Source organism: Actinacidiphila glaucinigra, assembly GCF_035918135.1.
In the GTDB taxonomy this organism is placed as follows: domain Bacteria; phylum Actinomycetota; class Actinomycetes; order Streptomycetales; family Streptomycetaceae; genus Actinacidiphila; species Actinacidiphila glaucinigra.
Map to the genome: position 1 here is coordinate 6,362,555 of NZ_CP109144.1, position 17,755 is coordinate 6,380,309.

Sequence of the window (17,755 nt, forward strand, 5' to 3'; positions counted from 1 at the left end):
GGCGCCGTGACGCCCTTCCCGGGCCATCCGCGCAGCGGTGCACGCGGCGCCCGGGGTGCGCGGGATCGCTCGCCCCCTCCGGGTCGGCAGCGCAGCCTGCGCGCGGGTCTCACCCGGACCCGCCCTCAGGCGGTGAGGTCCGCCAGGGCCTCCGTGAGCCATTCGCGCTCCGCGTGACCCGTGGCGCGGGCGATGCGGAGCATGCCCTGGCGGAAGGGGTCGCCCGTGTCCTCGGCGCGCACGGGCTTGCCGCGGTCGTAGAAGAAGCCGGCCGGTGTCTCCAGGAACTCCAGGCGGCGCCGCAGCACCCCGGCCTGGGCCGTGGTGTCGGGGAGGTGTCTCAGGAACGCCAGCACGGCGAAGAAGCGGGTGGCGTCGGTGATCTCGATCGGCTTGGGATCGCGGAGCCGGGCGAGCAGCCGCGTGCGCCCGGCGTCGGTGAGCGAGAGCACGCGGCGCGGGGCGGCGCCGACGCCGGGCTCGGTGTGCTGGCCGACCAGCCCGGCCGCGGTGAGGCGGTTGATGGCCGGGTAGAGCGCGCCGTCGCTGACCGGGCGGACGTGGCCGTTGAGTGCGGCGATGCGCTCCTTGAGCTCGTAGCCGTGCAGGGATTCCTCGTAGAGGAAGCCCAGGATGGTGAGCTCCAGCACTGTTCGCCACCTTTCCCGATCATGCGTTCGGACTTGTCCGTGCAGTGCCCATGATGGTACCTCTAAACGCTGTACCTCGAAACGAGGTATCACGTTCGGGGAGGGAACCCATGACGCACCCCGCCCGGCTGGCCGCACTGGCGGGCCCGCGTGGCCGCGGCAGGCACGGCGTTCCTGCGCACCCTGGGGCCCTACCTGGTGCTGCCGGCGTGCTCCATCGCGCCGGGCGGTGTCCTCCAGGGCGGCGGGGCCGCGCCGCTGGTCCGGGTGACCCCGGTCGGCACGGCGGTGCAGCTGCCGCTCGCCTACGCGCTCGCCGTCCCGGCCGGGCTGGGGCCCGTGGGCGTCGGCGCGGCGATGGCCGTGGCCGCGGGGCTGCAGTGCCTGGCCGTGACGGCGGCCTTCACCAGGTCAGCAGCTTCTCGGCGTCCTGGTCGTGCTCCGGAAGACGCGACTCGGGCGCGCCGCGCGGCCTCAACGGCAGACGCGCCGAGGCCACCCACAGCCGGCGGCAGGCGATGACCGAGGCGGCCACCAGCAGGCCGTTGCGGAGCAGCAGCAGCGTGATGCCGAGGCCGGTGCTGCCGACGACGTCGGCGAAGCGCACCGGGAACTCGTACAGGGTGAGCACCGTCGCCGCCAGCACCAGCACCGCGGGCAGCACCATCACACTGGCCCGCAGCGTGAGGCAGACGGCCGCCAGGCCGATCAGCCAGATCATGTACTGGGGGCTGATCACCCGGCTGGTCGTGGTGAACAGCAGCACCGCGGTGAACGCCGCGTCGAAGGGCGTCTGCGGGCCGTACGTCCGCGCCCGCAGCCGCCACAGCAGCAGCCAGCCGAAGGCCACCGCGGTCAGCCCGAGCGCGATGTCGCTGACCAGGCCCACGTAGGGCCCGAGGAACTCCACGGAGCCGTAGTTGAGCAGCACCTGGCCCTCCCAGCCGTGGTGCCGGGCGATGTGGAAGACCAGGGAGCCCAGGGACTCCACCTCGGTGCCCCGCTCGCCCTGGAAGCGCAGGAAGGCGAAGGCCCCCGGCATCCACAGCCAGAAGCCCAGGGCGAGGACGCCCGCCCCGGCCGCGGCCGCCGCCCAGATCCGGCGGTCGCGGACCCCGGTGAGCAGCAGCACCGGCCAGACCTTGAGCATCGCGCCGAACGCGATCAGCGCGCCCGCGACCCTGGGACGGCGCACCGTCGCCAGCAGCGCGGCCACGGCGACGGCGGTGACCATCACGTCGTAGCGCGCGTACGCGGTCGGCCCCAGCAGCGGCACGCCCAGTACCCACACGTAGGCACCGGCCGGCCGCCGCCCCTCGCCGCGCGAACCGCGCAGCAGCAGCGCGAAGGCGACGAGGTCGGCGGCGCAGGCGAGCCAGAAGAAGGCGGTCGCGTAGTCGAGGAACGGCAGCATCGCGGGGGAGAGCACCGCGAGCGCGGCGGCGGGCGGGTACTGCCAGGTGACGTCGTGGTGGGGGAAGGCGCCGGTCTTCAGGACCTCGTACCAGCCGTGGTAGATCACCGAGACGTCGGTGGTCACGTCCAGCGGGGACAGGCTGAGCACCTTGAAGACGTAGAGCAGCAGCAGGACCCTGGTGGCCACCCAGGCGAGGACCGGCCCGACCGGGAGCCGCTTGCCGCTGTCGCCTGCCATGTCCACCTCGTCGAATCGGTTCTGCTGTGATGATGCATGATGCCGGTCTCACCCGTGGACAGGCGTGTGGAGCTTAGACGCGCCGGGGACCGCGGTCGGTTGCCGCCGACCGCACCGGATACCCTCGGCGACGTATGGACAAGACCCTGATCGTCACCAACGACTTCCCGCCACGTCCCGGTGGCATCCAGGCGTTCGTGCACAGCATGGCGCTGCGCCTCGATCCCGGCCGGGTGGTGGTGTACGCGTCGACCTGGCGGGACGGCTCCGAGGTCGCCGCGTTCGACGCCGAGCAGCCCTTCCCGGTCGTACGCGATCGTACGACGATGTTGCTGCCGACCCCGAGGGTGACCCGGCGGGCCGCCGCGCTCCTGCGCGAACACGGCTGCACGTCGGTGTGGTTCGGGGCGGCGGCCCCGCTCGGGCTGATGGCGCCCGCGCTGCGGAGGGCGGGGGCGCGCCGGCTGGTGGCGACGACCCACGGGCACGAGGCGGGGTGGGCGCAGCTGCCCGCGAGCCGCACGCTGCTGCGGCGGATCGGCGAGGGCACCGACACGATCACCTACCTGGGCGAGTACACCCGGTCCCGGATCGCCCGGGCGCTGACGCCCGAGGCCGCCGGGCGCATGGTGCAGCTCCCGCCGGGCGTGGACGAGAAGACCTTCCACCCGGCCTCCGGCGGCGAGGCGGTGCGCACCCGGCTGGGGCTCACCGACCGGCCGGTGGTCGTCTGCGTCTCCCGCCTGGTGCCGCGCAAGGGCCAGGACACCCTCATCGAGGCGATGCCGCTGATCCTGGCCGCTCAGCCGGACGCCGTCCTGCTGGTCGTGGGCGGCGGCCCGTACGCGGACGACCTGAAGCGGCTCGCCGAGCGGACGGGGGTGGCGGAGTCGGTGCGGTTCACCGGGGCCGTGCCCTGGCAGGAGCTGCCCGCGCACTTCGGCGCCGGCGACGTCTTCGCCATGCCGTGCCGCACGCGCCGCGGCGGACTGGACGTCGAGGGGCTCGGCATCGTCTACCTGGAGGCCTCGGCCACCGGGCTGCCGGTCGTCGCGGGCGACTCCGGCGGGGCGCCGGACGCGGTGCTGGACGGCGAGACCGGCTGGGTGGTGCGCGGCGGGGAGCCCGGGGAGGCCGCCGAGCGGATCCTGGCGCTGCTGGACGACGCGGAGCTGCGGCGCCGGATGGGCGAGCGCGGGCGCAAGTGGGTCGAGGACGCCTGGCGGTGGGATCTGCTCGCCGAGCGGCTGCAAGCCCTCTTGTAAAAGACCATGTGCGCGCGGTATGGGCGGAATCTGCCGTTCCGCCCATGATGCGCCCATGACAGCAAACCTGACGCGCCGTCAGATAATGGGCATGGCCGCCCTGCAGACGGCAACCGTGATGGGACTCACCCGCATCGGGCTCTCCCCGGCCGCCGCGGCGGACCGGGAACCGGCCGGCTACGTACCGGCCGTCGTCGTCGGCTCCGGCTACGGAGGCGCGGTCGCGGCGTTACGCCTTGCCGAGGCGGGCGTGAGCACCCTCGTACTGGAGATGGGACGGGCCTGGGACGCGCCCGCCTCCGACGGCAAGGTCTTCTGCAGCACCGCCTCGCCGGACCGGCGCTCCATGTGGTTCCGCACCCGCACCGCGGCGCCCCTCGCCTCCTTCCTCTGGCTCGACGTGGTCAACAGGGACATCAGCCCGTACCCCGGCGTCCTGGACCGCGTCGACCACCCCGGCATGTCCGTCTACGTCGGCCGCGGCGTCGGCGGCGGATCCCTCGTCAACGGCGGCATGGCCGTCACACCGGACCGCGCCTACTTCCGGGAGGTCCTCCCGCAGGTCGACGCTGACGCCATGTACGGGACGTGGTTCCCCCTGGCCAACCGCATGCTCGGCGTGAACACCGTCGCGCCCGACTGGTTCGAGAGCACCGAGTGGTACCAGTTCACCCGCGTCTCCCGCGCCCAGGCCGCCAGGGCCGGGCTCGCCACCACCTTCGTCCCCAACGTCTACGACTTCGGCCACATGCAGCGCGAGGCCGCCGGGACCGCCACGAAGTCGGCCCTGGCCCAGGAGGTCATCTACGGCAACAACTTCGGCAAGCGCAGCCTGGACCGGACCTACCTCGCCGCCGCGCTCGGCACCGGCAAGGTCACCATCGAGACGCTCAGCCGCGTCAGGGCGATCCGCCGCGACCCCGACGGCAGCTACGTGCTCACGGTCGCGCAGACCGATCTCACCGGCGCCGTGGTCGCCACCCGCGAGGTCGGCTGCGGCGCCCTGTTCCTCGCCGCGGGCAGCCTCGGCACCACCGAACTGCTGCTGCGCGCCCGGGAGACGGGCGCCCTGCCCGACCTCAGTCCCGCCGTCGGCAAGGGCTGGGCGGGCAACGGCAACATCATGCTCGGCCGCGCCAACCACCTGTGGAACCCCACCGGCGCCCGCCAGTCGACCATCCCCGTGATGGGCATCAACGACTGGAACAACGCCGCCAACCCCGTGTTCGCCGAGATCGCCCCGCTCCCCATCGGCCTGGAGACCTGGGTCAGCCTCTATCTGGCGATCACCAGGAACCCCGAGCGGGGCACCTTCGTCTACGACACGGCCACCGACGCGGCGGTGCTCAACTGGAGCCGCTCCCAGAACCAGCCCTCGGTCGCCGCCGCGAAGACCCTCTTCGACCGCGTCAACCGGGCCAACGCCACCATCTACCGCTACGACCTGTTCGGCGGCAACCGCGTCTTCGCCGACGACTTCTGCTACCACCCGCTGGGCGGCTGCGTCCTCGGCAGCGCCACCGACGCCTACGGCCGCGCGAACGGCTACGACGGCCTGTACGTCGTCGACGGCTCGCTCGTCCCCGGCTCCATCGGGGTCAACCCGTTCGTCACCATCACCGCCCTGGCCGAGCGCACCATGGCCAGGGTCCTGGCCCAGGACGGCATCACCTAGGAACGCCGGTGGCCGCCGTCCGCGCGAGGCGTACGGCGGCCACCGTCACCGTGGGTGGGGGCCCGTCAGCGCGGGCTCACGAGCCGTAGATCGCGGCGATCTCGTCCGCGAAGTCCCGCAGCACCACATTGCGCTTCAGCTTCAGCGAGGGCGTCACGTGACCGGACTCCTCCGTGAACTGGGTCGCCAGGACGCGGAACTTCTTCACCGCCTCCGCCTTGGACACCGCGGCGTTGCCGTCGTCGACCGCCGACTGCACCTCGGCCAGCAACTCGGGGTCCTCGCGCAGTTCCGCCACGCCGCGGCCGGACTTGCCGTGCTGCTCGGCCCAGCGGGGCAGGAACTCCTCGTCCAGGGTGACCAGCGCGCCGATGAAGGGCTTGCCGTCGCCGACCACCATGCACTCGGCGACCAGCGCGTGGGCGCGGATCCGGTCCTCGATCACCGCCGGGGCGACGTTCTTGCCGCCCGCGGTGACGATGATCTCCTTCTTGCGGCCGGTGATGGTGATGTAGCCGTCCTCGTCCAGCGTCCCGATGTCGCCGGTGTGGAACCAGCCGTCGGTGACGGCCTCGGCGGTGGCCGCCTCGTTGTTCCAGTACCCCGAGAACAGGTGCTCGCCGTGGAGCAGGACCTCGCCGTCGTCGGCGATGCGGACCGTGGAGCCGGGCAGCGGCTGGCCGACGGTGCCGATCTTGGTGCGGTCCCAGGGGTTGAAGGCGGTGGCCGCACAGGACTCCGTCAGGCCGTAGCCCTCCAGCACCGTGAAGCCGATGCCGCGGTAGAAGTGGCCCAGCCGCTCGCCCAGCGGCGCCCCGCCGGAGATCGAGTACTCGGCGCGGCCGCCGAGCACGGCGCGCAGCTTGCTGTAGACCAGCCGGTCGAAGACCTTGTGCTTGAACTTCAGGCCGAGCGCGGGGCCGCTCGCCGAGTCCAGCGCGCGGCTGTACTCGATCGCCACGTCGGTGGCCTTGTCGAAGATCTTCCCCTTGCCGCCGGCCTGGGCCTTGGCGCGCGCGGAGTTGTAGACCTTCTCGAACACGCGCGGTACGCCCAGCAGCAGCGTCGGCCGGAAGGCGGCCAGTTCGTCGGTGAGGTTCTTGGTGTCGCTGACGTGCCCGAGCTTGATCGGCGCCATGACGGCGGCGACCTCGACCAGCCGGCCGAAGACGTGCGCGAGCGGCAGGAAGAGCAGGATCGAGGAGTCACCGGTGCGGAAGAGCGGCTTCAGGCGCTCCACGACGTTGCCGCACTCGGCGAAGAACGCGCGGTGCGTGAGCACGCAGCCCTTGGGACGGCCGGTGGTGCCCGAGGTGTAGACGATGGTGGCCGGGGAGTCCGCCTTGGCCCAGGCGCTGCGCTCGTCCACCGTCGCCTCGGCGACGTCCGTGCCGGCCGCGCCGAGGGTCTCGACCGCGCCCGCCTCGATCCGCCACACGTGCTTGAGCTGCGGCAGGCGGTCGCGCACCGACTCCACGGACTTCTCGTGGGCCTCGGTCTCCACGACGGCCGCGACGGCGCCGGAGTCACCGAGGATCCACTCGATCTGCTCGGCCGAGGAGGTCTCGTAGACCGGCACGGTGACCGCGCCCGCGGTCCAGACGGCGAAGTCGAAGAGGGTCCACTCGTACCGGGTGCGGGAGATCAGGGCCACCCGGTCGCCGGGCTGCACGCCCGAGGCGATCAGGCCCCTGGCGGCGGCACGGACCTCGGCGAGGAAGGCGGTGGCGGTGACGTCCGCCCAGTCGCCGGCCGCGGTCTTCCGGGCGATGACGGAAACGTCGGGATGCTGCGCGGCGTTGCGGCGGATGAGATCAGTCAGGTTCCCGTCCGCGGGGACCTCGTAGAGAGCCGGAAGGCTGAACTCGCGCAAAACTGCTGCTCCTCATCGGCGCCGGCGGCGGTGCTGGCTGCGTCCACTGCATGGTTGAGCGTGGAACGGACGGCCTGGACGTTACCCACCGGTAAAGCTTCTGCGGTAGGGGGTGCCGTGTAGATGTTTTGTGTGTCACATCGTCGTCACACGCCGGATGCCCGCTGCGGCACAGTGCGGATCCACTGGTCGGAAGCCTAGTCGAGCCCCCCTGTGACCCGCAGGTAACCGGGGCCCCGGTGTGCCCTCCCCAACCCCGTCCGCCGCGTCCTAGAGTGATCGTCATGCGGGTCCATGTCGTCAGCGACGTCCACGGCGCCTCCGAAGCCCTCGCCAGGGCCGGCGACGGCGCCGACGCGCTGATCTGCCTCGGCGACCTGATCCTCTTCCTCGACTACGCCGACCACTCGCGGGGCATCTTCCCCGACCTCTTCGGCACCGAGAACGCCTCCCGCATGGTCGGGCTGCGCACCGCGCTGCGCTGGGACGAGGCCCGCGCCCTCGACCGCGAGCTGTGGTCGGGGCTCGGCACGGATCGGCGCACCGCCATCGAGTCCGCCGTGCGCCGGCAGTACGCCGAGCTGTTCGCCGCCTTCCCCACCCCCACCTACGCCACCTACGGCAACGTCGACATCCCCGCGCTCTGGCCGGAGTACGCCCGGCCCGGCACCACGGTGCTCGACGGCACCACCACCGAGATCGGCGGCCTGGTCTTCGGCTTCGTCGGCGGCGGGCTGCGCACCCCCTACCGCACCCCGTACGAGATCGACGACGAGACGTACGCCGCCAAGGTGGAGGCCCTCGGCGAGGTCGACGTGCTCTGCTCGCACATCCCGCCCGCCGTCCCCGAGCTCTGCTACGACACCGTCGCCCGCCGCCTCGAACGCGGCAGCGAGGCACTGCTCGACGCGATCCGCCGGGTGCGCCCGAAGTACGCGCTCTTCGGCCACGTCCACCAGCCGCTCGTGCCGCGGATGCGCCTGGGGACGACCGAATGCGTCAACGTCGGCCACTTCAACTCCACCCGAACGCCCTGGGCGCTGCGGTGGTGACCGCCCCGGCGGTCTCCGGCCGCCCGACCAGGCGGTAGCCTTCACCAGCAGGCATACAACAGCAGGTACGACGCGACGTCCCGGAGGGGCCACGGCGATGGCGGAACACACCAGGTCGAGCATCACGATCGACGCGGCCCCGGCCGAAGTCATGGGCGTCATCGCGGACTTCGCCCGGTACCCGGAGTGGACCGGCGAGGTGAAGGAGGCCGAGATCCTCTCCGCCGGCGGCGACGGCCGTGCCGAGCAGGTCCGGCTCCTCCTGGACGCGGGCGCCATCAAGGACGACCACACCCTCGCCTACACCTGGGCCGGCGACAACGAGGTCCGCTGGACGCTGGTCAAGTCCCAGATGCTGCGCACCCTGGACGGCGCCTACATCCTGGTCCCGCTGGAGGACGGCAAGCGCACCGAGGTCACCTACCAGCTGACCGTCGACGTCAAGATCCCCATGCTCGGCATGATCAAGCGCAAGGCCGAGAAGGTCATCATCGACCGCGCCCTCGCCGGTCTGAAGAAGCGCGTCGAGTCCCAGGGCTGACGTGCGGACGCTGCTGGTCACCGGCACGGGCGGCGCCGGGCGCACGACGGTCGCCGCCGCCACGGCCGTGGCCGCGGCCACGCCCGGACGGCGCGTGCTGCTGCTCTCCGCCGACCGCGACGCCTCCCTCGAGAGGGTGCTGGGCCCGGTGCCCGCCCCGGCCGGCGGTGACGGTCCGCGGGCGGACGAGGGGGCCGCGCCGCCCTTCGCCCCCGTGCCCGGCCTGTGGGCCGCGCGCATCGACGCGGCCGCCGCCTTCCGGGCCGACGCCGCGGCCGTCCAGCAGCGCCTGGGCTCTCTGCTCGACCTGCTCGGCGCGGCCCCGCTGGACCCCGAGGAACTGACCGAACTCCCCGGCGCGGACGCTTTCGCGCTGCTGCGCGCCCTGCGGGACACCGCCGACGGCTGGGACCTCGTCGTCGTCGACCTCCCGCCGGTCCACGACGCCCTCGCCGCGCTCGCGCTGCCCGCGCAACTGCGCCGCTACATCGCCCGGCTGGTCCCCCGGGAACGGCAGGCGGCCCGCGCCCTGCGGCCCGTCCTCGCCCAGCTCGCGGGCGTGCCCGCGCCCGGCGCCTGGGCCTACGAGGCCGCCGCCCGCGCCGACCGGGAACTGGCCGCCGCCCAGGCCGTGATCGAGGACGCCGCCACGACCGTACGGCTGGTCGTGGCCCCCGGCGCGCACGCCGCCGACGCGGTACGCCGGGCCCGCGCCGGACTGGCCCTGTACGGCCACCGCCTCGAGGCGGTCGTCGCCAACCGGCTGCTGCCCGACGGGTCCCCGGACCCCTGGCTGGCCGAACTGGCGGGCCACCGCCGCAAGGAAGTGCGCGCCCTGCGCGCGGAACTCGCCGGCACCACCACCGCGCTCCACGAACTGCCCCACCTCGGCCGCGAACCCCGCGGTGCCGAGGACCTCGCCCGGCTCGCCGCGCGGCCGCCCGCCGACGCGCCCGAGGGTCCCGCCGCGCCGCCGTGGACCACCGAGGACCGGCTGGCCGCGGAGGGCCACTTCCTCTGGCGGCTGCCGCTGCCGGGCGCGACACGCGACACCGTCGACCTCGTACGCCGCGGCGACGAACTCGTCGTCGACGCCGAGGGATACCGCCGCATCCTCCCGCTGCCCTCCGCGCTGCGCCGCTGCACCGTGGCCGGTGCGGCGCTCCGCGACGGCGCGCTGCAGGTCCGGTTCGCCCCGGATCCCGGTCTTTGGCCCCGCTGAGCGCTGAAAGCGGCGCCCCTGTTCGGGTACCGTCGTTGGTATCAAGCCGGAGCCTTACGGAGCCACCATGAGCGAATCCACGGACCGCGCGGGCCGCCCCGACGCCGATTCCGACGCCTGGGCCAAGGCGAGCGCGGAGGACATCGCCGCCGAGAACGCCCGCAGGCGGCAGCAGAGCGGCCAGACCCCCGGCAGCGCCGGCGAGGAGCTTCGACGTCTCGCGGAAGCCGTCACCGACCGTCTGTCGATGCTTCGCACCCCTGCCGCCGAGATGGCGGCTCAGGGGCTGATCTCCCAGGTCAAACAGGCCGTGGAGCCGATCGTCGAGCGCAACCCCGAGGTCTTCGACCACCTCGCCGCCGCCGGCGCCGAACTCCTGGCCGCCTACCGCGCCGCGGTGAGCGGGCAGGAACGCCGCTGGACCTCCGGCGGGGACACCCCGCCCAGCGAGCGCATCGACCTGGACTGAACGGCGCGACACGGACCCGGCACGGAGCATCGGGCCCGAACAGGGCGCAGGCCGCCCTCCGGTACGGTTGGACGCAGCGGGGCTCGACCGAATACTGAGGGATACATGGGACTCACCATCGGCGTCGACATCGGCGGCACGAAGATCGCGGCCGGCGTGGTCGACGAGGAAGGCTCGATTCTCGAAATCGTCAAGGTGCCGACCCCGCAGACCTCCGAGGGCGTCGTCGACGCCATCGCGACAGCGGTGCACGACGTCAGTGCCGGCCACACGGTCGAGGCCGTCGGCATCGGTGCCGCCGGCTATGTCGACGACAAGCGCGCCACCGTGCTCTTCGCGCCCAACATCCGCTGGCGGCACGAGCCGCTGAAGGACAAGGTCGAGCAGCGCGTCGGACTGCCCGTCGTCGTCGAGAACGACGCCAACGCCGCTGCCTGGGGCGAGTACCGCTTCGGTGCGGGCCAGGGCCACGACGACGTCATCTGCATCACCCTGGGCACCGGGCTCGGCGGCGGCATCATCATCGGCAACAAGCTGCGCCGCGGCCGCTTCGGCGTGGCAGGGGAGTTCGGCCACATCCGCATGGTGCCGGACGGTCTGCTGTGCGGCTGCGGCAGCCAGGGCTGCTGGGAGCAGTACGCCTCCGGCCGGGCGCTGGTGCGCTACGCCAAGCAGCGGGCCGTCGCCCAACCGGAGAACGCCACCCTGCTGCTGTCGCTCGGCGACGGCACGCCCGAGGGCATCCAGGGCCAGCACATCAGCCGCGCCGCGCGCGACGGGGACAAGGTCGCCGTCGACTCCTTCCGGGAGCTGGCCCGCTGGGCCGGAGCCGGTCTCGCCGACCTGGCCTCGCTCTTCGACCCCTCCGCCTTCATCGTCGGCGGCGGAGTCTCCGACGAGGGCGAACTCGTCCTCGAACCCATCCGAAAGTCCTTCCGCCGCTGGCTGGTCGGCGGCCAGTACCGGCCGCACGCCCAGGTCCTCGCCGCGCAGCTCGGCGGCAAGGCCGGTCTCGTCGGCGCGGCCGACCTCGCCCGCCAGGGCTAGACCCGGCCCGGCGGTCACCCGTACGGCACCGGTGCCCCCGTCACTCCACGCACAGGAGTGACGGGGGCATCGCCTTTGCGCGCCGGGCACGCCCGCCCCGTACGACCACGGCCGCCCCGCGGGAACGCGCCGCCGCTACAGTGACCCCGTGAGCGAGGGCCGATCGCCGCAGCTGCCGGCGTCCCGTACGGAGCCGGACGGCTCCGCCGTCGTCCGCGTGCTGAGCTACAACATCCGCTCCATGCGCGACGACACCGCCGCGCTCGCCCGGGTGATCCGCGCCTGCGACCCCGACCTCGCGCTGATCCAGGAGGCACCGCGCTTCTTCCGCTGGCGCAAGGCCGTCGCACGCCTCGCCCGCGCCTCGGGCCTGGTCGCCGTCACCGGCGGGGCCACCGCCACCGGCCCTCTCGTGCTGTCCTCCCTGCGGGTGCACGTGGAACGCGCCGAGGACGTGCTGCTGCCCCGCACGCCCGGCCTGCACCGGCGCGGTTTCGCCACCGCCGTCGTGCGCGTCGGCGGCGCCCGCCTGTCCGTCGTCAGCTGCCACCTCTCGCTCCAGGCGCGCGAGCGCTACGACCAGGGCGGCATGCTGCTGGACCGGCTCGCCGCGATGGGCGAGCCGTACGCGGTCGTCGGCGGCGACCTCAACGACCGCCCCCACGGCCGCACGTTCCGCCGTCTCGCCGACGACCTGCAGGACGCCTGGGCGGCCCGGCCCTGGGGCGGTGAGTACACCTCCACCCCGCACGACCCGCACCAGCGGATCGACGCGATCTTCACGACCCCGGGCGTCGAGGTCCTCGGCTGCGGGGTCCCGCACGGCCTGCCCGGCGTCACCCCGGACGACCTGAGGGCGGCCACGGACCACCTCCCGGTCCTGGCCGCCCTCAGGGTGCCCGCGTCCGCCTGACCTCGTGCCCGTCAGACGACGGCGCCGCCGCCCGGCAGGTCGTCGTCCTCGTCGCCGCCCGGACGCATGCGCGTCACCAGGGTGGCGAAGCCGCCGAGGAAGCCGCCTATGCCGACGGTGAGCGCCCACCACGGCATCGGCTCCTGGAAGAGAACGAATCCGAAGATCAGCAGTGGCCCGCCCACCGCGGCGAGCCAGGCGAACTTCGTCGTCACGTCCGCCTCCGGGAGCGGCGGCGGCTCCGGCGGCTCGTAGTGGCCCTCGTCCGCGTCCTCGTCCAGCTCGTAGTCACGGGGACCGGACAGCACGGGGTGAAGGATGATGCGCGTCGCGTCCGGCGCCGAGGGCACCGCGGACGGGTCCGCCGCCGTCCCGTTCCCTTCGCGCTCGCCGTCCGCCTTGTCCTCGCCGTCCCGCTCCGCCGCCGGGACGTCCTCGGCCGCGGGCCAGGAACCCGTCCCGGGCTCGGGGTCCTTCTCGTACGCCGCGACGAGCTCGGCCCACGCCGACTCCTCGTCCAGCGGCGCGCGTTCCGGCTCGCCGCCCTCGGGCACCTGACGCTCCTCCTCCTCGGGCTCAGCCACTGGCCGCCTCCTCCTTGTCCGCTCGCTCTCCCGCACCCGAGAGCCGCTCCACGAAGGCGTACGACTGCTCGAAGACCGTCTCCGCGTCGTGGTCGAGCGTCGCCACGTGGTAACTGCGCTCCAGCACCGTCTCCGTGACGTCCGTCGACGACACCCGGCTCAGCACGACCGCCGAGTTCGACGGGTGCACCACGTGGTCGACCCGGCTGTGCAGCAGCAGGAGCGGCTGCGTCACCTGCGGCAGCTCGTGCCGTACCAGCGTCCAGAAACGGCTCAGCGAGTGCACCGCCCGCAGCGGGGTGCGGTCGTAGCCGACCTCCTCCGAGCCCTCCTTGGCGATGTCGCTGGCGATGCCCGGAACGGAGGGGACGAAGTGGCGCAGCAGGGGGACGGCCTTCAGCTGGTGGCTGTCGGCCTTGACCGAGGGGTTGACCAGGGCGATGCCGCTGACCGCGGCGCCGTGCTGGGCGGCCAGCCGCAGGGTCAGGGCCCCGCCCATCGACATTCCGAAGACAAACACGCGGTCACAGCGCTCGGACAGCGCGCGGAATTCCCGGTCCACCTCCGCGTACCAGTCCTCCCAGCCCGTCAGCTGCATGTCCTGCCAGCGCGTGCCGTGCCCCGGCAGCAGCGGTACGGACACGGTCAGGCCCCGCTCGGCGAGGTACTCGGCCCACGGCCGCATGGACTGCGGTGTGCCGGTGAAACCGTGGCACAGCAGGACGCCGACCTCACCGCCGTCCTGGCGGTAGGGCTCGGCTCCGGGCATCAGCGGCACCGTACGTCTCCTGTTCGGTGGAATGCGCGAAAAGCGATACCTCACAGTACGCGGACGGCCGACACCGGGGGAGAGCACCGGCGGATCTGGCGTTAAGGTCTTCCCGTCAGACACAGGAGGTCATCGGTTGTTGTACGGCGTGATGAAGATCGCCATCGGCCACCCCCTGCGAGCCGCGTTCCGGCCGTGGGTGGAGGGCCTCGAGCACATCCCCAAGCAGGGACCGGCGATCCTGGCGAGCAACCACCTGTCCTTCTCGGACTCGTTCTTCCTGCCCGCCGTGCTCGACCGCAAGGTCACCTTCATCGCCAAGGCCGAGTACTTCACCACGCCCGGCATCAAGGGCAAGCTCACCGCAGCCTTCTTCAAGGGCGTCGGCCAGCTCCCCGTGGACCGCTCCGGCGCTCGCGGCGCCGGTGAGGCGGCGATCAACAGCGGGATAAAGGTCATCGAGGCCGGCGAGCTCTTCGGCATCTACCCCGAGGGCACTCGCTCGCCCGACGGCCGGCTCTACCGCGGCAAGCCCGGCGGCCTGGCCCGCATCGCGCTCGCCACCGGCGCGCCCGTGATCCCGGTCGCCATGATCGACACGGAGAAGATCCAGCCGCCCGGCCAGGTCATGCCCAAGCTGATGCGCCCCGGCATCCGGATCGGCAAGCCGCTGGACTTCAGCCGCTACACGGGCATGGAGCACGACCGCTTCATCCTGCGCTCGGTCACCGACGAGGTGATGTACGAGATCATGAAGCTCTCCGGCCAGGAGTACGTGGACATCTACGCGACGGCCGCCAAGCGGCAGATCGCCGAGGCGGCGAAGAAGCAGCAGCACGGCGGGTCCTAGCCGGACACGCCCGGGGGAAACGGGGGGACGGCCCATGGCCGGGGAGAGGACCGGCGCGGCCGGGGGGAGAACCGGCGGGCCGCCCGCGGCGCGGCCGGCGCGCGTCACCCGCATGTCGGTCGAGCAGCCGCTGTGGCGCGCCCTCACCGGCTACCGGGTGCTGACCGCCGCGTACGCCATCGGGCTCTACGCCGTCGCCTACCACGAGCACGCACACCCCCTGGCGGGAGCGGCCTACATGGCGGTGCTCGCCGTGTGGACGCTGGCCACCGTGGGCAAGGTGAGCTCGCCCCAGCGCTGCACCCGCCCCTTCCTCATCGCCGACCTCGGCGTCGCCCTCACCGGCATACTCATCACCCCGCTCGTCGAGTCGCACCAGCGCATCCTCGACGGCGGCCCCACCCTGCCGTCGATCTGGACCGCGGGTTCCGTGCTCGCCTTCGCCATCAAGGGCGGCTGGCGCTGGGCCGCCGCCGCCTCCTGCCTCGTCGGCGGCGCGAACATCGTCGAACGCGGCTCCCCGGCCCGCGACACCCTCCACAACGTGCTGCTGGTCGCCATCGCCAGCATCGCCATCGGGTACGTCGTCGAGGTCGCCCGCGCCAGCGAGCGCACCCTCGCCCGCGCCCTGCAGATCGAGGCCGCCACCCGTGAGCGGGAGCGGCTGGCCCGCGACATCCACGACAACGTGCTGCAGGTGCTCGCCATGGTGCAGCGGCGCGGGGCCGAGATCGGCGGTGAGGCCGAGGCCCTCGGCCGTATGGCGGGCGAGCAGGAGGCCGCCCTGCGCACCCTGGTCACCGACGGCGCCGCCGCCCTGCCCTCCCCCCGCGGCGGCACCGGCGCCGGCGCCGAAGGCGACGACGCGCAGGACGCGGACGCGCCCCGCGACCTGCGCGCGCTGCTCACCCCGTACGGCAGTGCCCGGGTCACCGTCTCCGCGCCAGGCACCCCGGTCGTCGTCCCCGGCCGCGCCGCCCGCGAACTCGCCGCCGCCGTGGGCGCCGCCCTGGAGAACGTCCGCCGGCACGCCGGCGAGGACGCGCACGCCTGGATCCTGGTCGAGGACGAACCCGAGGCCGTCCTGGTCAGCGTCCGCGACGACGGCCCCGGCATCCCCCAGGGGCGCCTCGCCGCCGCCGAGGCCGAGGGCAGGCTCGGGGTCGCCCAGTCCATCCGCGGCCGGCTCCGGGACCTCGGCGGCACGGCGGAACTGGTGTCGGTACCCGGGCAGGGGACAGAAGTCGAGTTGAGGCTCGCCAAATGAGGGAGGAGATTGGGGTCATGGCCGTGAAGGTGATGGTGGTCGACGACCACCCGATGTGGCGGGACGCGGTCGCCCGCGACCTCACCGAGGCCGGATACGTGGTGGTCGCCACCGCCGGTGACGGTCCTGAGGCGGTCCGGCGGGCCAAGGCGGCCATGCCCGAGGTGCTCGTCCTCGACCTCAACCTCCCCGGCCTGTCCGGTGTCCAGGTCTGCAAGGACGTCATCGCCGACAACCCGGCCCTGCGGGTGCTGGTGCTCTCCGCGAGCGGTGAGCACGCGGACGTCCTGGAGGCCGTGAAGTCCGGCGCCACCGGCTACCTGCTGAAGTCCGCCGGCCGCGAGGAACTCCTCGACGCCGTCCGGCGCACCGCCGTCGGCGACCCCGTCTTCACCCCCGGCCTCGCCGGCCTGGTCCTCGGCGAGTACCGCCGTCTCGCCTCCGACCCCGCCCCCGCGGCGTCCGACACCCCCGAGGCGCCCCGTCTCACCGACCGCGAGACCGAGGTCCTGCGGCTCGTCGCCAAGGGGCTCAGCTACAAGCAGATCGCCGAGCGGCTGGTCATCTCCCACCGCACCGTCCAGAACCACGTCCAGAACACCCTCGGCAAGCTCCAGCTGCACAACCGTGTGGAACTCGTCCGCTACGCCATCGAACGAGGACTGGACGAGGAGTAGCCCCGCCACCGGCTCGGGGGCGCCCGCACCCATGCCGCACGCCGCCCGGAAGGGTGAAATCGGCGGGCCAACATCCCCATGGCGCAAAGGATTTCATCGAACGGCCCATCCCACCTGTGACGCCGGTCACGCTAGCGTCGTGGGCGCAGGCAAAAGGTGCGAACGGGAAGGGATGGATCATGCGAGTTGGCGTGCTGACCGGCGGCGGAGACTGCCCCGGGCTCAACGCGGTCATCCGTGCCATCGTGCGCAAGGGTGTCCAGGAGTACGGATACGAGTTCACCGGTTTCAGGGACGGGTGGCACGGCCCCCTCGAGGGCGACACGGTGCCGCTGGACATCCCCGCAGTGCGCGGCATCCTCCCGCGCGGCGGCACGATCCTCGGCTCGTCCCGCACGAATCCGCTCAAGGTGGAGAACGGCGTGCGCCGCGTCAAGGACAACCTCGCCAAGTACGAGGTCGACGCCCTTGTCGCGATCGGCGGCGAGGACACCCTCGGCGTGGCCACCGCCCTGTCGGACGATTACGGCGTCCCCTGCGTCGGCGTGCCCAAGACCATCGACAACGACCTGGCGGCCACCGACTACACCTTCGGTTTCGACACCGCCGTCAACATCGCCACCGAGGCGATCGACCGCCTCCACACCACCGCCGAGTCGCACATGCGCGTCCTCGTCGTCGAGGTGATGGGCCGCCACGCCGGATGGATCGCCCTGCACTCCGGCCTCGCCGGCGGTGCCAACGCCATCCTCATCCCTGAGCAGCGCTTCGACCTCGACCAGGTCTGCGCCTGGGTGGAGAGCCGCTTCAAGATCCGCTACGCGCCCATCGTCGTGGTCGCCGAGGGCGCCATGCCGAAGGACGGCGACATGGTGCTCAAGGACCAGACGCTCGACTCCTTCGGCCACGTGAGGCTCTCCGGCGTCGGCGAATGGCTCGCCAAGGAGATCGAGCGGCGCACCGGCAAGGAGGCCCGCACCACCGTGCTCGGCCACGTCCAGCGCGGCGGCACCCCCAGCGCCTTCGACCGCTGGCTCGCCACCCGCTTCGGGCTGCACGCCATCGACGCGGTCCGCGACCGGGACTGGGGCAAGATGGTCGCCCTGCGCGGCACGGAGATCGTCCGCGTCCCGCTCCGCGACGCGACGGCCCAGCTCAAGACGGTCGATCCGCGCCTCTACACGGAGGCCGGGGTCTTCTTCGGTTAGACGCGGCGTTTCCTCGGCGCCGTCTGCGCTTTCCCCGCT

Annotated in this window: 17 protein-coding genes; 12 read left to right on the forward strand and 5 right to left on the reverse strand. The window is 72.9% G+C overall.

Translation table 11 applies throughout. The features are described from left to right. Positions 1-125: 125 nt before the first annotated feature. Both OIE69_RS28610 and OIE69_RS28615 read right to left on the reverse strand, forming a co-directional pair. Positions 126-650: a PadR family transcriptional regulator gene (locus OIE69_RS28610; protein WP_326576777.1), complete on the reverse strand. Its 525-nt coding sequence runs from the start codon at positions 648-650 to the stop codon at positions 126-128. A 403-nt stretch (positions 651-1,053) separates the two neighbouring features. Further along, complete coding sequence (locus tag OIE69_RS28615; RefSeq protein ID WP_326576778.1) at positions 1,054-2,304, reverse strand: glycosyltransferase family 87 protein; 1,251 nt, start codon at positions 2,302-2,304, stop codon at positions 1,054-1,056. A 134-nt stretch (positions 2,305-2,438) separates the two neighbouring features. Between OIE69_RS28615 and OIE69_RS28620 the strand changes: the two genes are divergently transcribed. Together OIE69_RS28620 and OIE69_RS28625 are read left to right on the forward strand one after the other, a co-directional pair. Continuing rightward, entirely contained in the window at positions 2,439-3,569 is a 1,131-nt protein-coding gene (locus OIE69_RS28620; protein WP_326576779.1) for a glycosyltransferase family 4 protein, read from the forward strand. A gap of 55 nt (positions 3,570-3,624) precedes the next feature. Then, entirely contained in the window at positions 3,625-5,244 is a 1,620-nt protein-coding gene (locus tag OIE69_RS28625; protein ID WP_326576780.1) for a GMC oxidoreductase, read from the forward strand. A gap of 76 nt (positions 5,245-5,320) precedes the next feature. On the opposite strand, the gene OIE69_RS28630 is transcribed toward OIE69_RS28625, so the two are convergent. Further along, a complete protein-coding gene (locus tag OIE69_RS28630) occupies positions 5,321-7,117 on the reverse strand; it encodes an AMP-dependent synthetase/ligase (protein ID WP_326576781.1) in 1,797 nt (598 codons plus the stop codon). Between the two features lie 284 nt (positions 7,118-7,401). Between OIE69_RS28630 and OIE69_RS28635 the strand changes: the two genes are divergently transcribed. From OIE69_RS28635 to OIE69_RS28660, 6 genes are all read left to right on the forward strand, one after another. After that, positions 7,402-8,169, forward strand: a complete 768-nt coding sequence (locus tag OIE69_RS28635; protein ID WP_089221864.1) for a metallophosphoesterase family protein — start codon at positions 7,402-7,404, stop codon at positions 8,167-8,169. A gap of 97 nt (positions 8,170-8,266) precedes the next feature. Next, entirely contained in the window at positions 8,267-8,710 is a 444-nt protein-coding gene (locus OIE69_RS28640) for an SRPBCC family protein (RefSeq protein ID WP_326576782.1), read from the forward strand. Between the two features lies 1 nt (position 8,711). Then, positions 8,712-9,932: an ArsA family ATPase gene (locus tag OIE69_RS28645; protein WP_326576783.1), complete on the forward strand. Its 1,221-nt coding sequence runs from the start codon at positions 8,712-8,714 to the stop codon at positions 9,930-9,932. Between the two features lie 67 nt (positions 9,933-9,999). Further along, entirely contained in the window at positions 10,000-10,401 is a 402-nt protein-coding gene (locus OIE69_RS28650; protein WP_018557060.1) for a DUF5304 family protein, read from the forward strand. Positions 10,402-10,506: 105 nt separating this feature from the next. After that, positions 10,507-11,448 carry an ROK family glucokinase gene (locus OIE69_RS28655; protein ID WP_018557061.1) on the forward strand — a complete coding sequence of 314 codons (942 nt, stop codon included), beginning with the start codon at positions 10,507-10,509 and terminating at the stop codon, positions 11,446-11,448. A 148-nt stretch (positions 11,449-11,596) separates the two neighbouring features. After that, positions 11,597-12,361 carry an endonuclease/exonuclease/phosphatase family protein gene (locus OIE69_RS28660; RefSeq protein WP_326576784.1) on the forward strand — a complete coding sequence of 255 codons (765 nt, stop codon included), beginning with the start codon at positions 11,597-11,599 and terminating at the stop codon, positions 12,359-12,361. 11 nt (positions 12,362-12,372) lie between these two features. On the opposite strand, the gene OIE69_RS28665 is transcribed toward OIE69_RS28660, so the two are convergent. Together OIE69_RS28665 and OIE69_RS28670 are read right to left on the reverse strand one after the other, a co-directional pair. Continuing rightward, positions 12,373-12,945, reverse strand: coding sequence for a hypothetical protein (locus tag OIE69_RS28665; protein WP_326576785.1), 573 nt, complete (start codon positions 12,943-12,945; stop codon positions 12,373-12,375). Further along, a complete protein-coding gene (locus OIE69_RS28670) occupies positions 12,938-13,723 on the reverse strand; it encodes an alpha/beta hydrolase (RefSeq protein WP_326576787.1) in 786 nt (261 codons plus the stop codon). The genes OIE69_RS28665 and OIE69_RS28670 overlap by 8 nt, the downstream gene beginning before the upstream one ends. 127 nt (positions 13,724-13,850) lie before the next feature. On the opposite strand from OIE69_RS28670, the gene OIE69_RS28675 reads away from it, so the two are divergent. The 4 genes from OIE69_RS28675 (at position 13,851) to OIE69_RS28690 (ending at position 17,716) form a co-directional block, all read left to right on the forward strand. Then, on the forward strand, positions 13,851-14,564 hold the full coding sequence (locus OIE69_RS28675; protein ID WP_179279623.1) for a lysophospholipid acyltransferase family protein: 714 nt from the start codon (positions 13,851-13,853) through the stop codon (positions 14,562-14,564). Between the two features lie 112 nt (positions 14,565-14,676). After that, complete coding sequence (macS, locus tag OIE69_RS28680) at positions 14,677-15,831, forward strand: MacS family sensor histidine kinase (RefSeq protein WP_326576788.1); 1,155 nt, start codon at positions 14,677-14,679, stop codon at positions 15,829-15,831. Between the two features lie 17 nt (positions 15,832-15,848). Next, positions 15,849-16,508, forward strand: a complete 660-nt coding sequence (locus tag OIE69_RS28685; protein ID WP_089221871.1) for a response regulator — start codon at positions 15,849-15,851, stop codon at positions 16,506-16,508. A 179-nt stretch (positions 16,509-16,687) separates the two neighbouring features. Beyond that, on the forward strand, positions 16,688-17,716 hold the full coding sequence (locus OIE69_RS28690; RefSeq protein WP_326576790.1) for a 6-phosphofructokinase: 1,029 nt from the start codon (positions 16,688-16,690) through the stop codon (positions 17,714-17,716). Positions 17,717-17,755 lie beyond the last annotated feature (39 nt).